The following is a 20,296-nucleotide window of genomic DNA, read 5'->3' on the forward strand; positions in this document are numbered from 1 at the left end:
CGTCAGGACTCCAGGCAGGCAAGGGTACGGCGTGCCGGAAGCAGGCCGCGCGAAACGGAAGCGACATCGGCGGCGTCGCCGTGCAGCCATGCCGCCGACGGCGACGGCGGTCGATCGACGACGACATCCTCGTCGCCGACATTCACGAACAGGCTGAGCGACGCGCCACCCAGTGCCCACGAGGCGACGAATGCCTTCGCGCCCAACGCATGCGCACCGAGGCTTCGGGCCTCCTCGATGTAGGGCGCCACATGCTTGCGCCGCAGCGCGATCAACTCGCGCACCAACGCGCGGCGCTTCTCGCCCAGGGCACCGTCGCGATCCGGAATGGAGGCGGTGAACGTGTCGTACTCGTTGGGATCGGGAATCGTCTCCCCGGCAAAACCCGCGAAGGCCTCGAACTCCTTGCGCCTTCCGTCGCGCACAGCCTTGCGCAGGTCTTCGTCGGGAAAATCGGTGAAGAAGAGGAACGGTGTACGACTTGCCCATTCCTCGCCCATGAACAGCATGGGCACGAACGGCGCGAGCAACAGCAAGGCCAGCGCGGCTTCCACTGTCTCAGGCGGCACCAGCGTGCTCAGGCGGTCGCCGAACGCCCGGTTCCCCACTTGGTCGTGGTTCTGCAGGAAATTGACGAAGCGTGCCGGCGGCAGATGGGCGCTCGGCTCCCCGCGGCGGCGCCCGCCCATGACTTCGCCCTGGAACGCGAAGCCTTCCGTGAGGCTGCGCAGCAACTTCTCCATCGGGGGCTGGTAATGCGCGTAGTAGCCCTCGTCCTCTCCCGTGAGCAGCACGTGCAACGCGTTGTGAAAGTCGTCGTTCCACTGTGCATCGAAACGGCTGCGCCCCAGCAGGTGGGCCTGGTTCGCTTCGTTTTCGAGCACGAGGTGCACCTGCCGCTCAGGCCCTACGGTGGCACGAACCCGACCCGCAAGGGCCGCCAGCCAGCCAGGATTGCCAATCGCGTGCACGGCATCGAAACGAAGGCCGTCGAAGCGGAACTCGTCCAGCCAGTACAGGGCGTTGTGCACGAAGTAGTCGCCCACCTGCGGCGTGGCGACGCCGATGGCCGCGCCCCATGGGGTGTGCGCCGCCTCGTCGAAGAAAGGCGACGCATAGGCACCCAGGTAGTTACCGTCCGGCCCGAAATGGTTGTAGACCACATCGAGGAAAACCATCATGCCCAGCCCGTGCGCGGTGTCCACGAGCGACTTCAGGTCGTCCGGCGAGCCATAGGAAGCGGCCGGCGCGTACGGGAGCACCCCGTCATAGCCCCAGTTGCGTTCGCCGGGGAATTCGGCGATCGGCATGAGCTCGACCGCGGTGATGCCCAGCGAGGCCAGGTGCGGCAAGACCATCTCCACGCCGTGGAAACCGCCCAGTGCGCCCACGTGCAGTTCGTAGATCACGGCCTCGTGCCATGGTCGCCCCTTCCAGTCACGATGACGCCATGTGTAGCCCAACGGATCGGTGACCACGCTGTAGCCGTGCACGTCGCCGCCATCCTGTCGACGCGAGGCCGGATCGGGAACCACAAGGTCGTCGTCGAGCCGGAACCGGTAACCGGTGCCTACCTCGGCGGGACACACGCATTCGAACCATCCGTCGTCCAGCGCCCGCATGGGCGCCACATGGCCGTCGTCGCACTCGATGGACACGGCCTCGCGGTCGGGGGCCCACAGGCGGAAATGCGTGCGCCCGTCCCCCAGCACTTTGAAGCCATAGGGCATGGCATGGATGTATCCGTCACTCATGCGGTTCGGTCCTTACCGTCGCCGCCAGGAGTATCACGCTGCGGCCTTCCACTTCGATCGTCGGTTCGCTCCAGGCCATCTCCGGAGCGGCCGGCGCCGCGCTGTTGCAACGAAGGCGCCAGTTGGCGCCCGGCTGCGGCAGATGGAACACATGCGTTTCCGGGGTGCCGTTGATCATCAGGAGCGTCACATCGGCGCGCTTTTCGCCCTGGGCCTGGGCACGCCGCAGCGTCAGCAGGCGGCCCTCGGTGAAGTCCCAGGTTTCCTGCGTCATCTCCGCACCGCTCTCGTCGAACCACATCACCTCGCGCATCCCGGGCACCACCTCGGTGTCGCCACGGAGGAAGTGCGCGGCGCGCAGCGTCGGATGCTGCTCCCGCAGCTGAGCCAGGCGCGCCACGAAGTCGGTAAGTTCCCTGCCGCGGTCCGACGTGGCCAGCTTCCAGTCGTACCAGGAGATCTCGTTGTCCTGGCAGTAGGCGTTGTTGTTGCCCTGCTGAGTGCGCCCGAATTCGTCGCCCCCCAGCAGCATCGGTGTACCGTGCGAAAAGTAGAGCGTGGCCAGCATCGCGCGTTTCGCCCGGTCGCGCGCGGTGCGGATGCCTTCGTCTTCCGTGTGACCCTCGACTCCGTGGTTGTAGCTTTCGTTGTCGTTGCCGCCGTCGCGGTTGTCCTCGCCGTTGGCCTCGTTGTGCTTGTCGTTATAGCTGACCAGATCTTCGAGCGTGAATCCGTCGTGCGCCGTCACGAAGTTCACCGAGGCCCACGGCCTGCGGCGATGGTGGTCGAACAGCTCGCCGGATGCCTGGAGGCGACCGGCAAGCGCCCCGCGCATGCCGGCCTCACCCTTCCAGAACTTCCGCACGTCGTCACGGAACTTGCCGTTCCACTCGCCGAAGCCGGGGGGATGGTTGCCCAACTGATAACCGCCGGGCCCGATGTCCCACGGTTCCGAAATCAGCTTCACGTTGGCGAGCACAGGGTCCTGACGCATCGCGTCGAACAGGCCGCAGTGCGGATCGAACCCGTGTTCCTCGCGGCCCAGGCTCACGCCGAGGTCGAAGCGGAAGCCATCCACGTGGAAGGTCTGCACCCAGTAGCGCAACGAATCCATGACCAGTTGCAGCACCCGTGGATGCGCCGTGTTCACCGTATTGCCCGTGCCGGTATCGTTGATGCAATACCGGGGGTTGTCCGGCATCAGCCGGTAGTAGCTCTTGTTGTCCAGGCCGCGGAACGACATGGTGGTGCCGAGTTCGCTGCCTTCGCACGTGTGGTTGTACACCACGTCGAGGATCACCTCGATGCCTGCCGCGTGCAGGGCCTGCACGGCGGCGCGTATCTCGTTCAATGCACCTTCGGCGAGGTAGGCGGGCTCCGGCGCGAAGAACGCCAGCGTGTTGTAGCCCCAGTAATTGCGCAGCTTCATCTCGGTAAGGCGGCGATCCTGCACGAAGGCATGCACGGGCAGCAGCTCGACCGCCGTCACGCCAAGCTTCACCAGATGATCGATGACGTAGGGGTCCGCCAGGGCGATGAAGGTGCCGCGTTCGTGCTGACGGATGCGCTTCAGGGTACGCGTGAACCCTTTCACGTGGGTCTCGTAGATGACCGTCTCGTTCCATGGCGTGTGCGGACGGTTCCCCTGCGTCCAGTGCATGGGCTCGTCCACCACCACAGCCTTCGGCATGGCGGCCGCACTGTCGCGGCGGTCGAACGAAAGATCGGCGCGGGGCGACGAAACGCGATAGCCATGCAGGGCATCCGACCAGCGAACCTGCCCATGCAGCAGGCGCGCATACGGATCGAGCAGCAGCTTGTTCGGATTGAACCGGTGTCCTTCCTCCGGGGCGTACGGCCCATGGGCACGGAACCCGTACAGCGCCCCGCCCCGTACCCTCGGCAGATAACCGTGCCAGACCTCGTCAGTGCATTCGGGGAGGTCGTAGCGCGCGATCTCGCGCTTGCCGGAAGGGTCGAACAGGCACAGCTCCATGCGCTCCGCATGCGCGGAAAACACGGCGAAGTTGGTGCCCATGCCGTCGCAGGTTGCGCCTAGCGGGTAAGGCGAGCCCGGCTGCATGCGTTCGGGTAAGGCGGGCATTCGTACTCCTGATCAGTCGGCGACGAAGATGACAGTGGCGAGCGGCGGCAGGCTGAGGACCAGCGAGTGCTCGAAACCATGGGCGGGAACGCCCTGCGCGTGCCGCTCGCCTTCGTTGCCGACGCCGGAACCGCCGTATTCGAACGCGTCGGAGTTGATCGCCTCCCGCCAACGACCACCCTCGGGCACACCCACGCGGAAGCCGTGCCGGACGGCGGGCGTCATGTTGCTCACGACCAGCACCGGTCGATGGCCCTCGGCGAAACGAACCCAGGCGAACACGCTTTGTTCGGCGTCGTCGCCGATAACCCAGCGGAAGCCGCGCGGATCGGCATCCCACGCATGCAGCGCCGGCACCTCCCCATAGACCCGATTGAGGTCCCGCACCAGCTTCTGCACGCCCAGGTGCAGTGGATGGTCGAGCAGTTCCCACGCGATCTGCGCATCGTGGTTCCATTCGTGCGGCTGGGCGATTTCGCCGCCCGTGAACAAGAGCTTCTTGCCGGGGTGCCCCCACATGAAACCATAGTAAGCCCGAAGATTCGCGAAGCGCTGCCATTCGTCGCCGGGCATGCGTCCGAGCAGGGAACGCTTGCCGTGCACCACCTCGTCGTGCGACAGCGGGAGCACGAATTTCTCCGAATACGCGTAGACCATGCTGAAGGTCATCTCGCCGTGGTGCCAGCGGCGATGGATGGGATCGCGCGACATGTATTCGAGCGAATCGTGCATCCAGCCCATGTTCCACTTGAAGGTGAAGCCAAGTCCGCCCTGCTCCACCGGTTGCGTCACGCCCGGCCAGGCGGTGGATTCCTCGGCGATGGTCATGCAGTCCGGGTGGCGCTCGGCCACCAGCTGGTTCACGCGGCGGAGGAACGCGATGGACTCGAGGTTTTCGCGCCCGCCGTACTTGTTCGGCACCCATTCGCCGTGCTTGCGCGAGTAGTCGCGATACAGCATGGACGCTACCGCGTCCACGCGCAGGCCGTCCACGTGGAACCGCTCAAGCCACGCGAGCGCGCTGGCGATCAGGTAAGCCGACACCTCGTTGCGACCGAGGTTGAAGATCAGCGTATTCCAGTCCTGATGAAAACCCTCGCGCGGATCGGCGTGCTCGTACAACGGCGTGCCGTCGAAGTGCGCGAGGCCATGGATATCGGTGGGGAAATGCGCAGGCACCCAGTCCACGATCACGCCGATGCCGGCCTCGTGGCACCGGTCGACGAAGCGGGCGAACGCATCCGGCGTGCCGAATCGCGACGTCGGTGCGAACTGACCCAGGGGCTGGTAACCCCACGAGCCGCCGAATGGATGTTCCGAGATCGGCAGCAGCTCGATGTGGCTGAAACCCAGGCCCGCGACATAGGGAATGAGGCGCTCACCCAACTCGTCCCAATGCAGTTCGCGCCCGTCCTTCCCGCGTAGCCACGAGCCGGCGTGCAGTTCGTAGATGGAGATCGGCGAGCCGGCATGATGGAGGGCGCCTCGGCGCCGCAGCCAGTCGTCGTCCGTCCAGTGGAAGGCCGAAGGATCGGCGACGATCGACGCCGTCGCCGGCGGCAGTTCCGCGGCCAGGGCGACGGGATCGGCCCGCTGCGTGAGCGAGCCGTCGGCGCCCCAGATCTCGTACTTGTAGCGCGCCCCCGGCAGCAGGCCCGGAACGAACAATTCCCACACGCCGGCGGGCACGCGTTTGCGCATGGGGTGACGGCGTCCATCCCAGCTGTCGAAGTCGCCGACGACGCTCACCCGCTTGGCGTTGGGTGCCCACACGGCAAAGCGCACGCCATGCACCCCGTCGATCGTGACGGGATGCGCGCCAAGGCAGCGGAAGAGTTCGATATGCGTGCCTTCGGAGAGCTGGCGCAGATCGTCCTCGCCCAGCAGCGTGCCGAACGCATACGCGTCATGCGTGTCGTGCGTGGCCATGGGCCAGTGCACGCGCAGCCGATACGCTTCGTCGCCGTCGAGGAAACCGGCGAAGAGCCCGCCGGTGTGGACACACTGCAATTCGCCGATCACGCGCCCTTGCGCGTCGATGAGTTCGACACGCCTGGCGCCCGGCTGCAAGGTGCGCACGACACGGCGGCCTTCGACGCGATGCGGTCCCAGCAGCGCGAACGGGTCGCCATGGCGGCCTTCCACCAGCGCGTCCACCGCAGCCTCGTCTTGCAGCCCATAGGTACGTGGATCGATCACGAGCCCTCCTCCCCGTCCACCACAGGCTCGCCGCGCGCGAGCCGCAGCAGACCGTGTACGGGCACGTCGAGCCAGCCGGGGCGATTGGCCGCCTCGTAGCCGATCTCGTACGCCGCCTTTTCGATGACGAAGAGTTCCAGTACGTCGTCCAGCGCATCGGCGGCGATCCACGGCACCGATGCTTCGGCGAGAACGGAGCGGTAAGCGTCAAGGAACACCTGCGACGAACGCGCCCGGAAGCGGATGAGGAAGCTGCCGAAGCCTTCGTCTTCGATCGGAGCGAGCCCATCCTCGCCGCGGCGCGCCATGGCCGCCGCGTAGTCGAGCGAGCGCAGGAAACCCGCCACGTCGCGCAAGGGCGAGGTCTTGCTGCGCCGTTCCTCCAGCGACCGGGCCGGTTCGCCTTCGAAATCGATGATGTATGCATCGTCCTGTACCACGAGCACCTGGCCCAGGTGGAAGTCACCATGCGTGCGCGTAGTCAGTGCGCCGCGTCCCGCCTCCGCCAACCGCGCGATGCGCTCGTCCAGTTTCCCCGCCAGCCCACGCAGACTCTCCGCCTCGGCAGCGAGCGCCTCCGGCACGTCGGTCGTCGAATCCAGGGACATCAGGGCCTTGCCCACCTGCTCCCGCACCGCTTCGCGCCACGCCTCGGCCGTGCCGCCGTCCGCCGGCGCGGGGGAAAAGGCCGGCAAGTCGCTCGGCCTGGCGAGCAAGGCATGCAACTCGCCCAGCCGCCTGCCGACGGCGGTGGCGAACGCGTCGTAGCCGCCTTCGATCTCCGTCTTCCTTTCCTCGTCGTTGGAATGGCTGTATTCGTCGTAACTGCGGCGCAGGAAATCCAGGGTCCAACGCCAGGCGTCGCCCTGGTTACGCAGAAAGCCCTGCAGTACCGCCAGCGTGGTGCGCTCGCCGTGCTCGCCCACGCGTACCACTTCACCGAGCAAGGGGGCGGTGTTCGCATAGCCGTTCTCGGTGAGGAAACGGCCCATTTCGACTTCGGGGTTCACGCCGGCCGATGTGCGACGGAACAGCTTCAGCACACCCGCATCGTGCAGGATCATGGAACTGTTCGATTGTTCCGCGGTGAGCCAGCGGTTCTCGATATCGTGATCGAACGTGATGCCGGCGAAGGCGGCGGTGGTTTCGAAACGAACCGTACCGCCGTGCATCGGCAGCTCCGCGTTCTGACGCAGGCCGATGAGCAGGCCGCTGGCGAAAGCCTCGAGAGCGAAGCCGTCGGTCAGCAGCCCGATGCGCCGCCCCCGGCGAACCCGGGCCAGAGCCAGCTGTTGGGCGCGCGCGGTCGGGTTCTCGTCCTCCCAGACAATACCGACGGGCAGGCTGTAGCGCTCTTTTCCGCCGTCGGACAGCGTCGCCTCCACCTCGGTGAGAATCAGGTCGTCGCCGCGATCCGGCCAGGGCACCGCGTAAAGGATGCGCACCGATTCGATACCGCGGTCCTTCGCCGCGAACCACCGCCGCACGGCGAGGTAACCGGGGAGCACCTGTTTCTCGATCACACCGCGATGGTGCGCCATCACCGGGCCCTCCACCAGCGCACCGCGGAGCACCAGCGTTTCGTAGTCCGGCATGGGCTCGGCCGGCACCTCGTGCCAGGACGGCATCTGTGCGTTCGGGCAAATCTGGAACGCATAGAACCCGTACGGCGGCACCGTCAGCAGGTACGGCAGCTGGCCGATGGGCGGAAACGAGGAGCCGCCCATGATCTCGATGGGCACCTGCCCGTCGAACGCGCCGAGATCCAGCTCCACCGCCTGCAGCGAGCGGGACATGTTCGCCACGCAAAGCACGTGCTCGCCCTCGTATTCGCGCAGGTAGGCAAGCACCTTGCGATTGCCCGGATAGAGGAACTTCAACGTACCGCGCCCGAAGGCCTTGTAGCGCTTGCGCACGGCGAGCATGCGGCGCGTCCAGTTGAGCAGCGAGTGCGGATCGCGCGACTGGGCTTCGACGTTGATGGCCTGGAAACCGTACAGCGGATCCATGATCGGCGGCAGCACGAGGCTGGCCGGATCGGCGCGGGAGAATCCGCCGTTGCGGTCCACCGACCACTGCATCGGAGTACGCACGCCGTCGCGATCGCCCAGGTGGATGTTGTCGCCCATGCCGATCTCGTCGCCGTAATACAGCACCGGCGTACCGGGCATCGACAGCAACAGCGCGTTCATGAGTTCGATGCGGCGGCGGTCACGCTCGAGCAACGGCGCGAGACGGCGCCGGATGCCGAGGTTGATGCGCGCACGGCGATCGGCGGCATAGGTCTGCCACAGGTAATCGCGCTCGTTGTCGGTGACCATTTCGAGGGTCAGCTCGTCATGGTTGCGCAGGAAGATCGCCCACTGGCAGTTGTCCGGAATAGCCGGCGTCTGCCGCATGATGTCAGTGATGGGGAAACGATCCTCGCGCGCGATGGCCATGTACATGCGCGGCATCAGCGGGAAGTGGAACGCCATGTGGCATTCGTCGCCGTTGCCGAAGTAGTCCTGCGTGTCTTCCGGCCACTGGTTGGCCTCGGCCAGGAGCATGCGGTCGGGATAGTGCTGGTCGATCTCCGCACGCATGAGCTTCAGGATCGCATGCGTCTCGGGCAGGTTCTCATTGTTCGTGCCCTCGCGCTCGATGAGGTACGGCACCGCGTCGAGGCGGAGGCCGTCCACGCCCATGTCGAGCCAGAAGCGCATCACGTCCATGACCGCCTTCAACACCGCCGGGTTGTCGAAGTTGAGATCGGGCTGGTGCGAGAAGAAGCGATGCCAGAAGTACTGGCCGGCCACCGGGTCCCACGTCCAGTTCGACTTTTCCGTGTCGAGGAAGATGATGCGCGTGCCGTCGTATGCCTGATCGGTATCGGACCAGACATAGAAATTGCGGGCCGCGGAGCCCTTCTTCGCGTGCCGCGCGCGCTGGAACCACGGGTGCTGATCCGAGGTGTGGTTGATGACCAGCTCGGTGATGACACGCAAGCCACGCGCATGCGCCTCGGCGATGAAGCGCCGGGCGTCCGACAGCTTGCCGTAATCGGGGTGCACCGCCTTGTACTCGGCGATATCGTAGCCGTCATCACGGCGCGGGCTGGGATAGAACGGCAGCAGCCACAGCGTGTTCACGCCGAGTTCGGCGATGTAGTCGAGCTTGTCGATCAGTCCTTGAAAATCGCCCACGCCGTCGTCGTTCGAATCGAAATACGACTTCAGGTGCACCTGGTAGATGATCGCGTCCTTGTACCAGAGCGGATCGCTCGAGAAGTCGGGGGCGACCGTTTTCTTCTTTCCCTTGTTTCGGGTTGCCATGGATCAGACTCCGGGAAGCCGCACCTGCCACACCGCATACGGCTGGCCGAGGCCAAGCCATACGTGCTGCGTCGTGCCGCGCCAGCTTAAATGTTGGTCGTGCAGGAGGTCCTGTACGTCGAGGGTAGCGTCTGCGGAGAGTCCCCAGTCGGCGAGCGGCAGGGACAGGTCGGCCGCTTGCGCGTTGTGCGGGTCCATGCTGATCGCCACGAGGACGAGATCGTCGCCCGCGCGTTTTTCGAAGAACAGGACCTGGTCGTTGTTCGCCGGCAGGAAGCGCACGCCGAGGTGCGACTGCAGGGCGGGATGCGCCCTGCGGATGTGGTTCAGCCGGGTGATCTCGGCCACGATATTTCCGGGCGTATCGAAGTCGCGCACGCGGATCTCGTATTTCTCGGAATCGAGGTATTCCTCCTTTCCGGGGATGGGCGCGGATTCACAGATCTCGAACCCGGAGTACATGCCCCACAGGCCGGACAGCGTGGTGGCCAGCGCCGCACGGATCAGGAACCCCGGCCGCCCCGAGGTCTGCAGGAAGTACGGGTTGATGTCAGGCGTGTTGACGAAGAAGTTCGGACGGAAGAACTCCTTCGGCTCCGTGGTGGTCAGCTCGGTGAGGTAATCGATGAATTCCTGCTTCGAATTGCGCCAGGTGAAGTACGTGTACGACTGGCTGAATCCGACTTTCGCCAGGCGATACATCGGCTTCGGCCGTGTGAATGCCTCAGACAGGAACAGGGCATCGGGGTATTTGGCGCGCACGCGCGCGATCATCCACTCCCAGAACGGGAACGGCTTGGTGTGCGGGTTGTCGACACGGAAGGTGCGCACGCCCTCGCCCGCCCAGAACAGCACCACGTCGCACAATGCCTGCCACAGCGACGGCACGGCGCCGTCGGCGTAGAAATCGACATTGACGATGTCCTGGTACTTCTTCGGAGGATTCTCGGCGTATTTGATGCTGCCGTCCGGCCGCCAGTCGAACCATTCCGGGTGCTCCTTCAGCCACGGATGGTCCGGCGAGCACTGGATGGCGAAATCGAGGGCCAGTTCCAGCCCGTGTTCGTAAGCGGCGTCGCGCAGCGCGCGGAAGTCGTCCAGCGTGCCGAGCTGCGGATGGATGTCGGTGTGCCCGCCATCGGGGGAGCCGATGGCGTACGGGCTGCCGGGGTCGTCCGGGCCCGGCGTGAGGGTGTTGTTCGGCCCTTTCCGGAACGCCTTGCCGATCGGATGGATCGGCGGGAAGTACAGTACGTCGAAGCCCATGTCGCGGATCGCCGGCAGGCGCGCGATCGTGTTCCGGAACGTGCCGTGCTCCGACTTCGATGCCGTCATGGAACGCGGGAAGAGTTCGTACCAGCTGGCGAAGGTGGCCTCGCGCCGGTCCACCTCGAGGGGGTACGCAGGCGTGGTGCTGGATTGCTCGCGCGGGTCGGTTGCCGTCATGAGTGCGAGCGTGCTTTCGGCCAGCAGCCATTCCAGCCGCTCGTCGCCTTCGCTCTTCGCTACCGCCGCGGCGAGATGGCGCAGCGCCTTCGCCCTGGGGCCCGTGGCGCCGGCGGCCCGCCTTTCGACCAGCAGCCTGCCCTCTTCCAGTTCCAGTGCGAGGGGAACATTCGCGGCGTGCTTTACCTCGATCTCGTGGCGGTACGTGGCAAAAGGATCGCGCCACGCCTCGACCTGGAATTCGTAACGGCCGATGCGCGTCGGTGTGAACGATGCCGTGTGGATATCGTTGTTCACGAGGACCATGGGGGCCTCGCGCCACGCTTTCTCGTCCGCCGCCCGGTAACGCAGGCGAGCCGCGAGCACGTCGTGGCCGTCCATGAAGACATCGGCGGTGACCGTCACGGCCTGACCGACGATGCGTTTGGCAGGAAACCGGCCGCCGTCGACAGTCGGCTGCACCGCCTCGATCATGACGTGTGGAGCGCGCGTCGCCTCCTGCAGCCACTCCTTCTGCGCCCCGGCGCCCAGCTTGCGCTTGATGGGAGTGGACGGCGTGCCGCGCAGGGTCAGCACCTCGCCCGGGGACAGCGTGATGCCCTCTCCCTGGTCGAAGACCTTGCGGCCGTCGGGTGCCGTCCAGGGCGCGAAGTGCGTGGCGGCGCCGATCAACGCATCCGCCGTCGGGACCGCCACCTCGCGGTCCAGTGAGGCATTCACCAGGGTGAGCGTCGCGCCCGGCGAGGTGCGCGAGTCCATCGTGTCCAGGGTGAGGAAACTCGCGACGCCACCGCGAACGACCACCTCCGGGCGCGCGGCCACCGTCGCGCCGATGGCCGCATTGGCTGCCCTCACGGCCGCGGATAGATCCAGGACACCGTCCTTCGCGAGCGCGGACGGCGTGAGTGCGCTGCCCCGGCGCGGATCGAGCGCGTCGTGCACCGCGTATTCGAAGCCCATCGGCATCATCCAGCCCGCGGGAGACGTCGCGCTGAACGCGACGGCGCGCCCGTACGCATGCGCCAACTGGTTCTCCTCGCCGAGTTCGTCCCCGAGCCGCTTGGCGAACGGTTCCTCCACGCACGCGAGCGCAGGCGCCACCGCGGCCAGACGCTCCGCTTCCTGGGCAAACCAGGGGGCGCGAAAATCCCACCAGTTGGCGGACGACACGACGGCGTCGAACCCGGCGCCCTCGAGGGCCGCCACTTCGTCCGGGGTAAGACCCGGCGTCCACGCCAGGAAGGACGCGCGCGGCGCGCCCGTGTGGACGGCGTCAATCAGGGTCTTCCATGCGGTCGCACGCAGCCGCTGCGGGTGAACCACGCGAAAGCCCGAGACCCCCGCCGCGATCCAGTGGCGCAGGCGCTCGGCCCACCATGCGCCGGCGGCCGCGGCCACGTCCGGATCGTTCAGGCGCCAACGCACACTGTCGCTCTCGCTGGGGGTCCAGCGCGGGTCCGGCGTGCCGTGCTGCGCCGCTACCGCGCGGAACCATTCCGGGTGCTCCGCGCGCAACGGAGCATCGGACGAGAGTTCGTCGAGCGGGAGATCCAGCCACAATTCCAGGTTGTGCGCCCTGCACGCCTTGGCGAGCTGGGCAAGGCGCGTCGTCGCATCGCCGTCGCCGAGCGCGGGGTTGATGCGATCGAAATCGCGCGTGACGAACACGTCCCCGCAAGGCGACGCTGCAAAGGGTGGCGCGACGAGCAGCTGGCGGAACCCGAGCCCGGCGGCTTGTTCGATCCACGCGTTCCAGGCGGTCAGCGGCCCCGCGAGAAGGGGATGCAGGTAATAGATACGAAAGGGCGCGCTGTGGCTGGCCTGCATGTGACTCGCGTTCCTGGGGAATGGACACAAGCATGCCGGGCCGGATGTATGCATCGTGCCAATGACCCGGGCACGCGAAGGCTAGGACAGTGACGCATCCGGGCGTTGCGGGAGTGTGAATGCCGGACGGTGTCGTCGTCCCTGCGAAAGCAGGGACCCAGGGCCTCGGTCTCCGGTCGAACGGCGAAGCGCTGGATTCCTGCTTTAGCAGGAATGACGGGGGCTTCAGGAATGACAGTGGCTTACACCGAACGCATTGCCTCGGCGATGGCCTGCTCGTTGTCGCCCGGGCACTGCTCCAGCAACCGCGCCGAGCCCTCGCGGTCTGCCGCGGGGCGGTTCTGTCCGAGCTTCCACTTCCCTTCAATACGGGCAATGGGAATGCGGATGCCGACGATGCCTCGCAGCATCGGCGCCACGTAGTCCGCCGGGGCGTCGCTCAGCTTCCAGGGCTGTGCTTGGCCGGTGTCGTGCTCGGACTGCTCCGTCAGGCGCGACAGCAGGTCCAGCAGGCGGTCCGGGTCGGTGAACGTCTCCGCCGTACCGTATGCGTGCACGGCGATGTAGTTCCAGGTGGGCACTTCGCGATGGTGCGTGGCCTTGCCGGGATAGCCATTCGGCGAGATGTACGCATGCGGCCCGGTGAACATCGAAAGCACCTCGCCCGCATGCCGCGCGACATGGTCGTTGCCGCGTGCCACGTGGGCGTAGAGGGTGCCCATGGGGCCTTCGTCGCGGGCCAGCACGAACGGAACGTGCGTGGCCTCGATGCCGCCCTCGCCCGCCGTCACCAGCGTGCCGAACGCGTTCGCCCGGATGGCGTCGTGCAGGACCGGCAGGCGCGACTCGACGAAATCCTTCGGCGTGTACATCGGCTTATTGCCCGAACTTGATCTCTTCGCCTTCGTGCCCGCGATCCCAGCCGCGCAGCTCGTCGCGAATATGGGCGATGCGCTGGCGACCGAGCGCGTTGCGCTCCTCGTCCAGAACCAGGCCATCGAGCAGTTCGGCCAGGCGCTGCGCGGTGGGCAGCATGGCGTCCCAGGCATCCAGTGCGGGAACCGGTCCCGGCAGCGCCATGAAGAAGGAAAGGCCCGGGGTCTGCAACGTGGCGATGCGGGCCATGTCGAAATTGCCCGGCTTCACGAGGTTGGCCACGCTGAAGATCGGGCCTTGCTCCGGATGGCCGTCCACCAGGCGGTGGTAGATGCCCATGTCGCCGAATTCGAGGCCGGCCTTCTCGGCCGCCACCACGAGGTCGCTGCCGTTGAACTTGCTGCCTTCGCGGGCGACGACGTAGAGGCTGACGATGCGCTCGACCGGCGCATTGGACGGACGGCGGCCGAGGTCGGAACGGGGCGGCGTCCTCGGCGGCGGCGGCGGAGCCGGTGCGGGCGCAGGGGCCGGTGCAGCGGCCACCGGCTCGTCCATCTCGAAGGGAAGGTCCAGACGGGGGTCCACCCGGCCCGGGCGCGCCTCGGGTTCGTCCTGCAGGACGGGTGCGGCCGAAGCGGTGCGCTCGCCCGCAAGCGAGGCACCCAGGCGCTCGAGTTCCGCGCGCAGGTCGACGTCGAGCTCGCCCTGGGCAGGCCGGGGATTGAAAAGCGGATCGTTGGCGTCGTCGTCTTCGCGCGCGCGGAACGATGTCAGCCCTTCCCCGTCGGCATCGCTTTCCGCCTCGTCGCCGAACACCGGTTCGCGCCGCTCGCGGGCACGCTCCGGCTGCTCCGGCATGGGCTTGCGCCGCCCCTGCTCCTTGCGCGGCTGGCCGAACAGCCAGAGCAGCACGAGCACGACGATGCCGACGAACAGCATCGGGATGCCTACCGCGGGATTCCAGGCGAGGCCGATGGCGGGATTCATGGGTACGATTCCTTAGGTAATGCTCAGGCGACGCCGGCGAGTTTCGAGGCCTCGGCCAGATCGACCTGGACGAGACGCGAGACGCCCGGTTCGCGCATGGTAACGCCGCAGAGCTGGTGCGCGGCTTCCATCGTGGCCTTGTTGTGGCTCACGAAGATGAACTGCACCTTCTCGCTCATCTCGCGCACCATGGCGGAGAAGCGGCCCACGTTGGCCTCGTCGAGCGGTGCGTCCACTTCGTCCAGCAGGCAGAACGGCGCCGGGTTGAGACCGAAGATGGCGAACACGAGCGACACGGCGGTGAGCGCCTTCTCGCCACCCGACAGCAAGGTGATGTTGGACACGCGCTTGCCCGGCGGACGGGCCATGATCGCCACGCCGGTGTCGAGCAGGTCTTCGCCGGTGAGTTCCAGGTAGGCGTGGCCGCCACCGAACAGGCGCGGGAACAGTTCCTGCACGCCTGCGTTCACGCGGTCGAACGTTTCCTTGAAACGCTGCCGGGTTTCGCGATCGATCTTCTTGATCGCGCCTTCCAGGGTTTCCAGCGCGCCGGCGAGATCGGTGAGCTGCGCGTCGAGGTACTCCTTGCGCTGCGACTGCTCGGCGTGCTCCTGGATGGCGGCGAGGTTGACGGGCTCCAGCCGGGCGATCTTCTGCGAGAGATCGACAAGCTGCTGCTGCCAGCGCTCCGGCTCGGCGTCTTCGGGCAGCTCGGACAGCAGGGCTTCGAGTTCCAGGCCCGACGCGACGATGGCCTGCGCCAGTTGGTCCGCGCGCAATTGCAGGGCCTGGGCCGCGAGGCGCTTCTCCGAAACGCTCTCGCGCACCTGGTTGAGCACGTGCTCGATGCGCTGGCGGTCCTGCTCCAGCTTGCGGAACTCCGCGTCGCAATCTTCGAGGGCGCGGCGCGCCTCCACGAGTTGCCGGTCGACCAGCAGTCGCTGGTCGAGGTAGGTCTGCCGCTCGGCTTCCAGTTCGGCGATGGGGTCGGAACCCGCCGCGAGCTGCTGATCGATCTCGTCGCGGCGCGCCACCACCTGCCGCAGCTGCGTGTCCAGGCGCGCCAGCGCCTGTTCCAGCGAGGCGAGCGCCGCGCGCTTGGATTCCATGCCCAGCGCCAGCTGATGCGCCTGCTCGGCGGCCTCGCGCGCGTTGATGCGGGCTTCCTCGCGCGCCTCGAGCAGTTCGCGGCGTTCGTTCTCCAGCCCGCGGCGCTCGTCTTCGCGATCGCCCATATGCCCCACGGCCTCGTCGAGGCGCGCGCGGGCTTCACGCGTCTGGCTTTCCAGTTCGTCGAGCTGGTCGACGATCGCGGAGATTTCGCCGCCAACCTTTTCGGCGCGCGCGCGCGCCGTTTCCATCTTGCCGCGATGGCTCTGCAACTGCCCCGCGAGTTCCGACAGGCGGCGATGCGCCGCGTAGAGGTCGCGCTGCGCGTCATCGCGCTGGCGTTCCGTTTCGAACTTGCGCGTGCGCAGGCCTTCCAGTTGTTCCGTGCGTTCCTCGATGGCAGCTTCGAGCGTCTCGATCTGCTCGTTGAGCTGGCGCAGGTCGCGTTCGCGGGCCAGTACGCCCACCTGGTTGCCGGAGGCACGGCGTATACGCACCCAACCCGGGCCCATCCATGCGCCGTCGCGAGTGATCACGGATTGATGGGCTGCCAGCGAGTCTACGCGGGCAGCGCCTTCTTCGACCGAATCCACCACGAAGATGTTGCCCAGCAGATTCACCGCCGCGAGCGGACCGCGCACATGGGCGGCCAGCGTACCCGGGCTGCCGGGACCGCCGGTTGCACCCGCGAACAGGGCCACGTCGGCCTCGCCCAGCGAGGCGAACTCGCCGGCAAGGGCGTCCGGTGCGTCGACCAGCACGCCATCGAGCACACCTGCGAGCACCGTCTCCACGGCCGATTCGTAACCGGCGTCGACCTGCAGCGATTCGCCGAGGCGGCGGGAACGATCCAGCCCCAGCCGTGCGAGCCAGCCGGTGGCCGCGGATTCTTCCTGGCCGAGCGCCGCCGTCTGTAGCGCTTCGAGCGAAGCCTGGCGGCCACGCGCGGTCTGCAGCTGCTGCCGGGCGTCGTTCAGTGCCGACTGCACCTGACGTTCTTCCTCGAGGGCACCCTCGTAGGCCGCCTTGTGCTGGTCGAGCACGCCGCCAAGGTGTTCGACGCGCTCGCGCTGGGTTTCGTGTTCGGTGTCGAGCTGCTCTGCCGCGGCGTCGAGCGCGGCGACATCGGTAGCGCGCTGCTCGGCTTCCAGTGCTTCGCGGCGGCGCGAGAGATCCACGGACTGGCGATCGAGGTAGGCGAGCTTCGTACGCTCCACCTCGGCCGCGCGGCTGGACTCCGAGGCGCCGCGGGTGTGCGCGTCCCAACGCTGCTGCCAGTCGGCCAGGCGGGCTTCGGTAGCGCGCTGCGCCTCGCCGGTTTCATCCTGGATCTGTTGCAGGGCCTCCAGCTTGGGCTCGCCTTCGGCAAGCGCCATGCGCAAGGTCTCGATCTGTTCGCGGTCTGCCGCGATGTGGCCCTGCAGTTCCTCGTGCTCGCGCTCGGCGTCGGCGCGGGAACGGGTCAGGCGCTCGCTCAGGTCGCGGTTGTGCCGCACCTGTTGCTCCACGCGGGCAATCTCGGCGCCGACCTTGTAGACCTCGGCCTGCACCTGATTCAAATGTTCGCTGGCGCCATGGTGCCGCTCGCGCACGCTTTCCAGCTGCGCCTCGACCTGTCGCTGCGACGCGAGGTGCTTTTCGATTTCCAGTTCGGCTTCGCGCAGGCCGGAACCTTCGCCCTCGTGCTGGCGGTGCAGGCTTCTGTATTCGAGCGCGCGCAGTTCCGCTTCGCGGCGCGTGTGTTCTTCCTTGAAGGCCTTCCAGCGTTCGGCGGCGCGGGCCTGCCGATTCAGGTGTTCCAGCTGTTTTTCCACCTCGTCGCGCACGTCGCGCACGCGGTCGAGGTTCTCGCGGGTGGACTTGATGCGGCTCTCGGTTTCCTTGCGCCGCTCCTTGTACTTGGAGATGCCCGCGGCTTCCTCCAGGTGCGTGCGCAGTTCCTCCGGTGCCGCTTCGATGATCTGGCTGATCATGCCCTGCTCGATGATCGAGTAGGACCGCGGGCCCAGGCCGGTGCCGAGGAAAAGATCGGTGATGTCGCGGCGGCGGCAGCGCGCGCCGTTGAGGAAATAGGCCGACTGGCCGTCGCGGCTCACCACGCGCTTGACCGAGATTTCGGCGAAGCTGGCGTATTCGCCCTGGATGGTACCGTCGCCATTGTCGAAGATGAGCTCGACCGCCGCCTGGCCCACGGGCTTGCGCGCGCTGGACCCGGAGAAGATGACGTCGGTGAGGGAGTCGCCGCGAAGGCGGCTGGCGGCCGACTCCCCCATGACCCAACGGATGGCGTCGATGATGTTCGACTTGCCGCAGCCATTCGGGCCGACGACGCCGGTCATATTGGTGGGCAGGTGCAGCGTGGTGGGATCGACGAAGGACTTGAATCCCGCCAGCTTGATCGTGGTCAGACGCATTATGGTTTCCGTTGGGACGCGGCCGTGGGCCCCGCTCGGGAGCCTCCCCCCGGCTGATCGACCACTTTGCCAAACGGGGACGGGGCGCGCAATACGCGAGGTTACACGAGAAAGCCGCTGTAACCTATTGAAATGTGAGAGTGAGGCCGCGTTTCCGATGCGTTCTTCTGGCAGATGGGCGACGGGGGACTTTGCTTATGACCTTAGAAGGACCTGCTTCGCGAATCCTCAGAGGCGATCTGACGCCGTTTTTGCGGGGTGTTTCGCTTCGTAGGGTGGGCTCGCCTGTTCGGCCTCGCTCGTGGTGCCTGTGCCGGTTTCTGAAAGCCAGTGCCGATGGTGCGGAGTGTTGGTGGGAGAGCGGAGCGCGAGCCGATGATTTGCTTTCGCCTATTGCCGACCGGGGCGCTGGGTGCCTGCTTTCGCAGGCACGACGGTTGGTGGGGACGCTGTGATGCCGTTGCATCGCGCTCTTGTGGGAGCCGCTTCAGCGGCGATGGGTGCTCGCGGCAAGCGGGCCCGCTGCCGCGGGATCGCCGGCGAAGCCGGCTCCCACAGAGCACGATCGTATCTCGTGCGAAGAGGGAACGTCGTACGAGCACGCCTTGCGCGTTTATGCCCGTGTCGGGTACGACATGTTTTGAGGCCGAACCTGGGAGCTGGCGCGCCAGCGTGTGGACTGGCGCGAAAAGCTGTCGTACCCGACACGGGCATAAACGCGCAGGGCTCGCTCCTACACAACACGCAAGAGACTCCCAACTACCGTCGTGCCTGCGAAAGCAGGCACCCAGCGACTCAAGCGCGGACGGTCGCCACAGACGGACAAAACGACGCCACGCCACGCACTACACACCACATGCCACCGCACCGTCGGCTGCCGGCTTTCAAGCCACGAAACAGGCGCCGATGCGAGGCCGAACAGGCGAGCCCACCTTACGAAGCGAGAACCAACAGACACCAAAGAACGCGCAACGCGCGCTCCTATTCGCCCGGCGCCTTTGCTTCGATCGACAGGGCGTGGATGCCGTCGGGCATCATGTCGCCGAGTGCCTCGTACACCATGCGATGCCGCTGGATGGGGTTCTTGCCGGTGAAGGCGGGGCTGACGATCCGGGCGAAGAAGTGGCCTTTGCCCTGCCCCGAATGCCCCACGTGCTTGTGGCCTTCGTCGATCACGTCCAGTTCGACCGGCGCCAGCGCCTGCGTGAGCAGGTGTCGGATGCGCTCGACCTTCTCGACGGTCACGGAAGGACCACCCGGAACGGACGAACGGCCACATCGCGATAGACGCCAGCCTCGACGTACGGATCGGCTTCGGCCCAGGCCTTGGCGGCCGACAGGTCCGGGAACTGGGCCACGATCATGCTGCCGTCGAAACCCGCCTCGCCCGGGTCTTCCGAGTCTATGGCCGGAAACGGCCCGGCCAGCTTCAGGCGCCCTTCCTCGAGCAGCGCCTTGAGCCGAGCGACGTGCGCCGGGCGCGCGGCCATGCGCTTCTCAAGCGAGTTCGGATGATCGAGGGCGACGATGGCGTACCACATGGGCTGGGTTCCTGCGGGAAATCGCTGATTGTAACGCTGCCGCCTGTCCGTCAGTCGACTGGATACAGCGCGAAGGTCTTGCAGCCGTCCATGACATGACCGAACGCCTTCAGCGAAAACTTGTTCAAGGCCTGGCAGCGCGACCCCATGATGCCACCGGCAATGAGCGGCGCCATCTCGTCGGCGCCCCCTCCGCCCTGCATCGAGACGAGCGATGCCTCGCCGATCTCCTCATCGGTCGTCGCGGAAAAGACCGCGAGGTCTTCCCACACCGAGAGTTCCTTCTGGAATCCGCCGATGGATCCCGGCGGACGCGCGGGGCTCAGGCCCGGTGTACGCAGGCGCGATGCGTAGACCGGCCGGAGCACGACGCGATACCGGCTGCCGATGGACGCCTCCGTGGCCTTGTCCGGATCGACCGCGAACCTTTCCGCGTCCTTCGACCACACGTAATCGACGATCCGCACCTTGCCTGCAGCAGGCTGCAGCGCGAGACCCAGCCGTTCGTGCATCGCCCGGCAGCTGAGGTCGCCGGCCAACCAGTCACGCTGGGGCAAGCCCTCGAATCCCTCGTACGGCGGGCAGGACGGAACATAGATGGTCGCGGGCAGCAGCGACTGGTCCAAAGGCACCGGGGCTCTTTTGACGGCCTCGCCGCAGCCGGCCAGCAGAACGGAAGCGCCGGCGATCAGCGCAAAGAAGAAAGAGCGAACCTGCATTCGTA

11 protein-coding genes are annotated in these 20,296 nt (G+C 66.6%); all 11 read right to left on the bottom strand.

The window, feature by feature from the left end; genetic code table 11:
- Positions 1 to 2: 2 nt before the first annotated feature.
- Positions 3 to 1,754: a malto-oligosyltrehalose trehalohydrolase gene (gene treZ, locus HBF26_RS02125; RefSeq protein WP_205287579.1), complete on the bottom strand. Its 1,752-nt coding sequence runs from the start codon at positions 1,752 to 1,754 to the stop codon at positions 3 to 5.
- Complete coding sequence (gene glgX, locus HBF26_RS02130; protein WP_167122585.1) at positions 1,747 to 3,858, bottom strand: glycogen debranching protein GlgX; 2,112 nt, start codon at positions 3,856 to 3,858, stop codon at positions 1,747 to 1,749. The genes treZ and glgX overlap by 8 nt, the downstream gene beginning before the upstream one ends.
- A gap of 12 nt (positions 3,859 to 3,870) precedes the next feature.
- Positions 3,871 to 6,057: a 1,4-alpha-glucan branching protein GlgB gene (glgB, locus tag HBF26_RS02135; protein WP_425482959.1), complete on the bottom strand. Its 2,187-nt coding sequence runs from the start codon at positions 6,055 to 6,057 to the stop codon at positions 3,871 to 3,873.
- Positions 6,054 to 9,371: a maltose alpha-D-glucosyltransferase gene (treS, locus tag HBF26_RS02140; protein WP_167122587.1), complete on the bottom strand. Its 3,318-nt coding sequence runs from the start codon at positions 9,369 to 9,371 to the stop codon at positions 6,054 to 6,056. The genes glgB and treS overlap by 4 nt, the downstream gene beginning before the upstream one ends.
- 3 nt (positions 9,372 to 9,374) lie before the next feature.
- Positions 9,375 to 12,644: a maltotransferase domain-containing protein gene (locus HBF26_RS02145; protein ID WP_167122589.1), complete on the bottom strand. Its 3,270-nt coding sequence runs from the start codon at positions 12,642 to 12,644 to the stop codon at positions 9,375 to 9,377.
- Between the two features lie 242 nt (positions 12,645 to 12,886).
- Positions 12,887 to 13,516: an FMN-binding negative transcriptional regulator gene (locus HBF26_RS02150; protein WP_167122591.1), complete on the bottom strand. Its 630-nt coding sequence runs from the start codon at positions 13,514 to 13,516 to the stop codon at positions 12,887 to 12,889.
- Positions 13,517 to 13,520: 4 nt separating this feature from the next.
- Entirely contained in the window at positions 13,521 to 14,507 is a 987-nt protein-coding gene (gene zipA / locus HBF26_RS02155) for a cell division protein ZipA (RefSeq protein WP_167122593.1), read from the bottom strand.
- A 23-nt stretch (positions 14,508 to 14,530) separates the two neighbouring features.
- The gene (smc, locus tag HBF26_RS02160) at positions 14,531 to 18,031 is read right to left on the bottom strand and encodes a chromosome segregation protein SMC (RefSeq protein ID WP_167122595.1); all 3,501 of its coding nucleotides are present in this window, start codon (positions 18,029 to 18,031) and stop codon (positions 14,531 to 14,533) included.
- Positions 18,032 to 19,012: 981 nt separating this feature from the next.
- Positions 19,013 to 19,276 (bottom strand): BolA/IbaG family iron-sulfur metabolism protein, encoded by a 264-nt coding sequence (locus HBF26_RS02165; RefSeq protein WP_167122597.1) that lies wholly within the window; start codon positions 19,274 to 19,276, stop codon positions 19,013 to 19,015.
- Positions 19,273 to 19,572: a YciI family protein gene (locus HBF26_RS02170; RefSeq protein ID WP_167122599.1), complete on the bottom strand. Its 300-nt coding sequence runs from the start codon at positions 19,570 to 19,572 to the stop codon at positions 19,273 to 19,275. Before HBF26_RS02170 ends, HBF26_RS02165 begins: the two co-directional genes overlap by 4 nt.
- A 50-nt stretch (positions 19,573 to 19,622) precedes the next feature.
- A complete protein-coding gene (locus HBF26_RS02175) occupies positions 19,623 to 20,291 on the bottom strand; it encodes a hypothetical protein (protein ID WP_167122601.1) in 669 nt (222 codons plus the stop codon).
- Positions 20,292 to 20,296 lie beyond the last annotated feature (5 nt).

Source organism: Luteibacter jiangsuensis (genome assembly GCF_011742555.1).
Classification (GTDB): domain Bacteria; phylum Pseudomonadota; class Gammaproteobacteria; order Xanthomonadales; family Rhodanobacteraceae; genus Luteibacter; species Luteibacter jiangsuensis.

Bases quoted from the DNA above. Each gene is read 5' to 3' on its own strand.
- smc (WP_167122595.1), bottom strand. From the start codon at position 18,031: ATGCGTCTGACCACGATCAAGCTGGCGGGATTCAAGTCCTTCGTCGAT.
- HBF26_RS02175 (WP_167122601.1), bottom strand. From the start codon at position 20,291: ATGCAGGTTCGCTCTTTCTTCTTTGCGCTGATCGCCGGCGCTTCCGTT.
- treZ (WP_205287579.1), bottom strand. From the start codon at position 1,754: ATGAGTGACGGATACATCCATGCCATGCCCTATGGCTTCAAAGTGCTG.
- zipA (WP_167122593.1), bottom strand. From the start codon at position 14,507: ATGAATCCCGCCATCGGCCTCGCCTGGAATCCCGCGGTAGGCATCCCG.
- HBF26_RS02145 (WP_167122589.1), bottom strand. From the start codon at position 12,644: ATGCAGGCCAGCCACAGCGCGCCCTTTCGTATCTATTACCTGCATCCC.
- HBF26_RS02150 (WP_167122591.1), bottom strand. From the start codon at position 13,516: ATGTACACGCCGAAGGATTTCGTCGAGTCGCGCCTGCCGGTCCTGCAC.
- treS (WP_167122587.1), bottom strand. From the start codon at position 9,371: ATGGCAACCCGAAACAAGGGAAAGAAGAAAACGGTCGCCCCCGACTTC.
- HBF26_RS02170 (WP_167122599.1), bottom strand. From the start codon at position 19,572: ATGTGGTACGCCATCGTCGCCCTCGATCATCCGAACTCGCTTGAGAAG.
- glgX (WP_167122585.1), bottom strand. From the start codon at position 3,858: ATGCCCGCCTTACCCGAACGCATGCAGCCGGGCTCGCCTTACCCGCTA.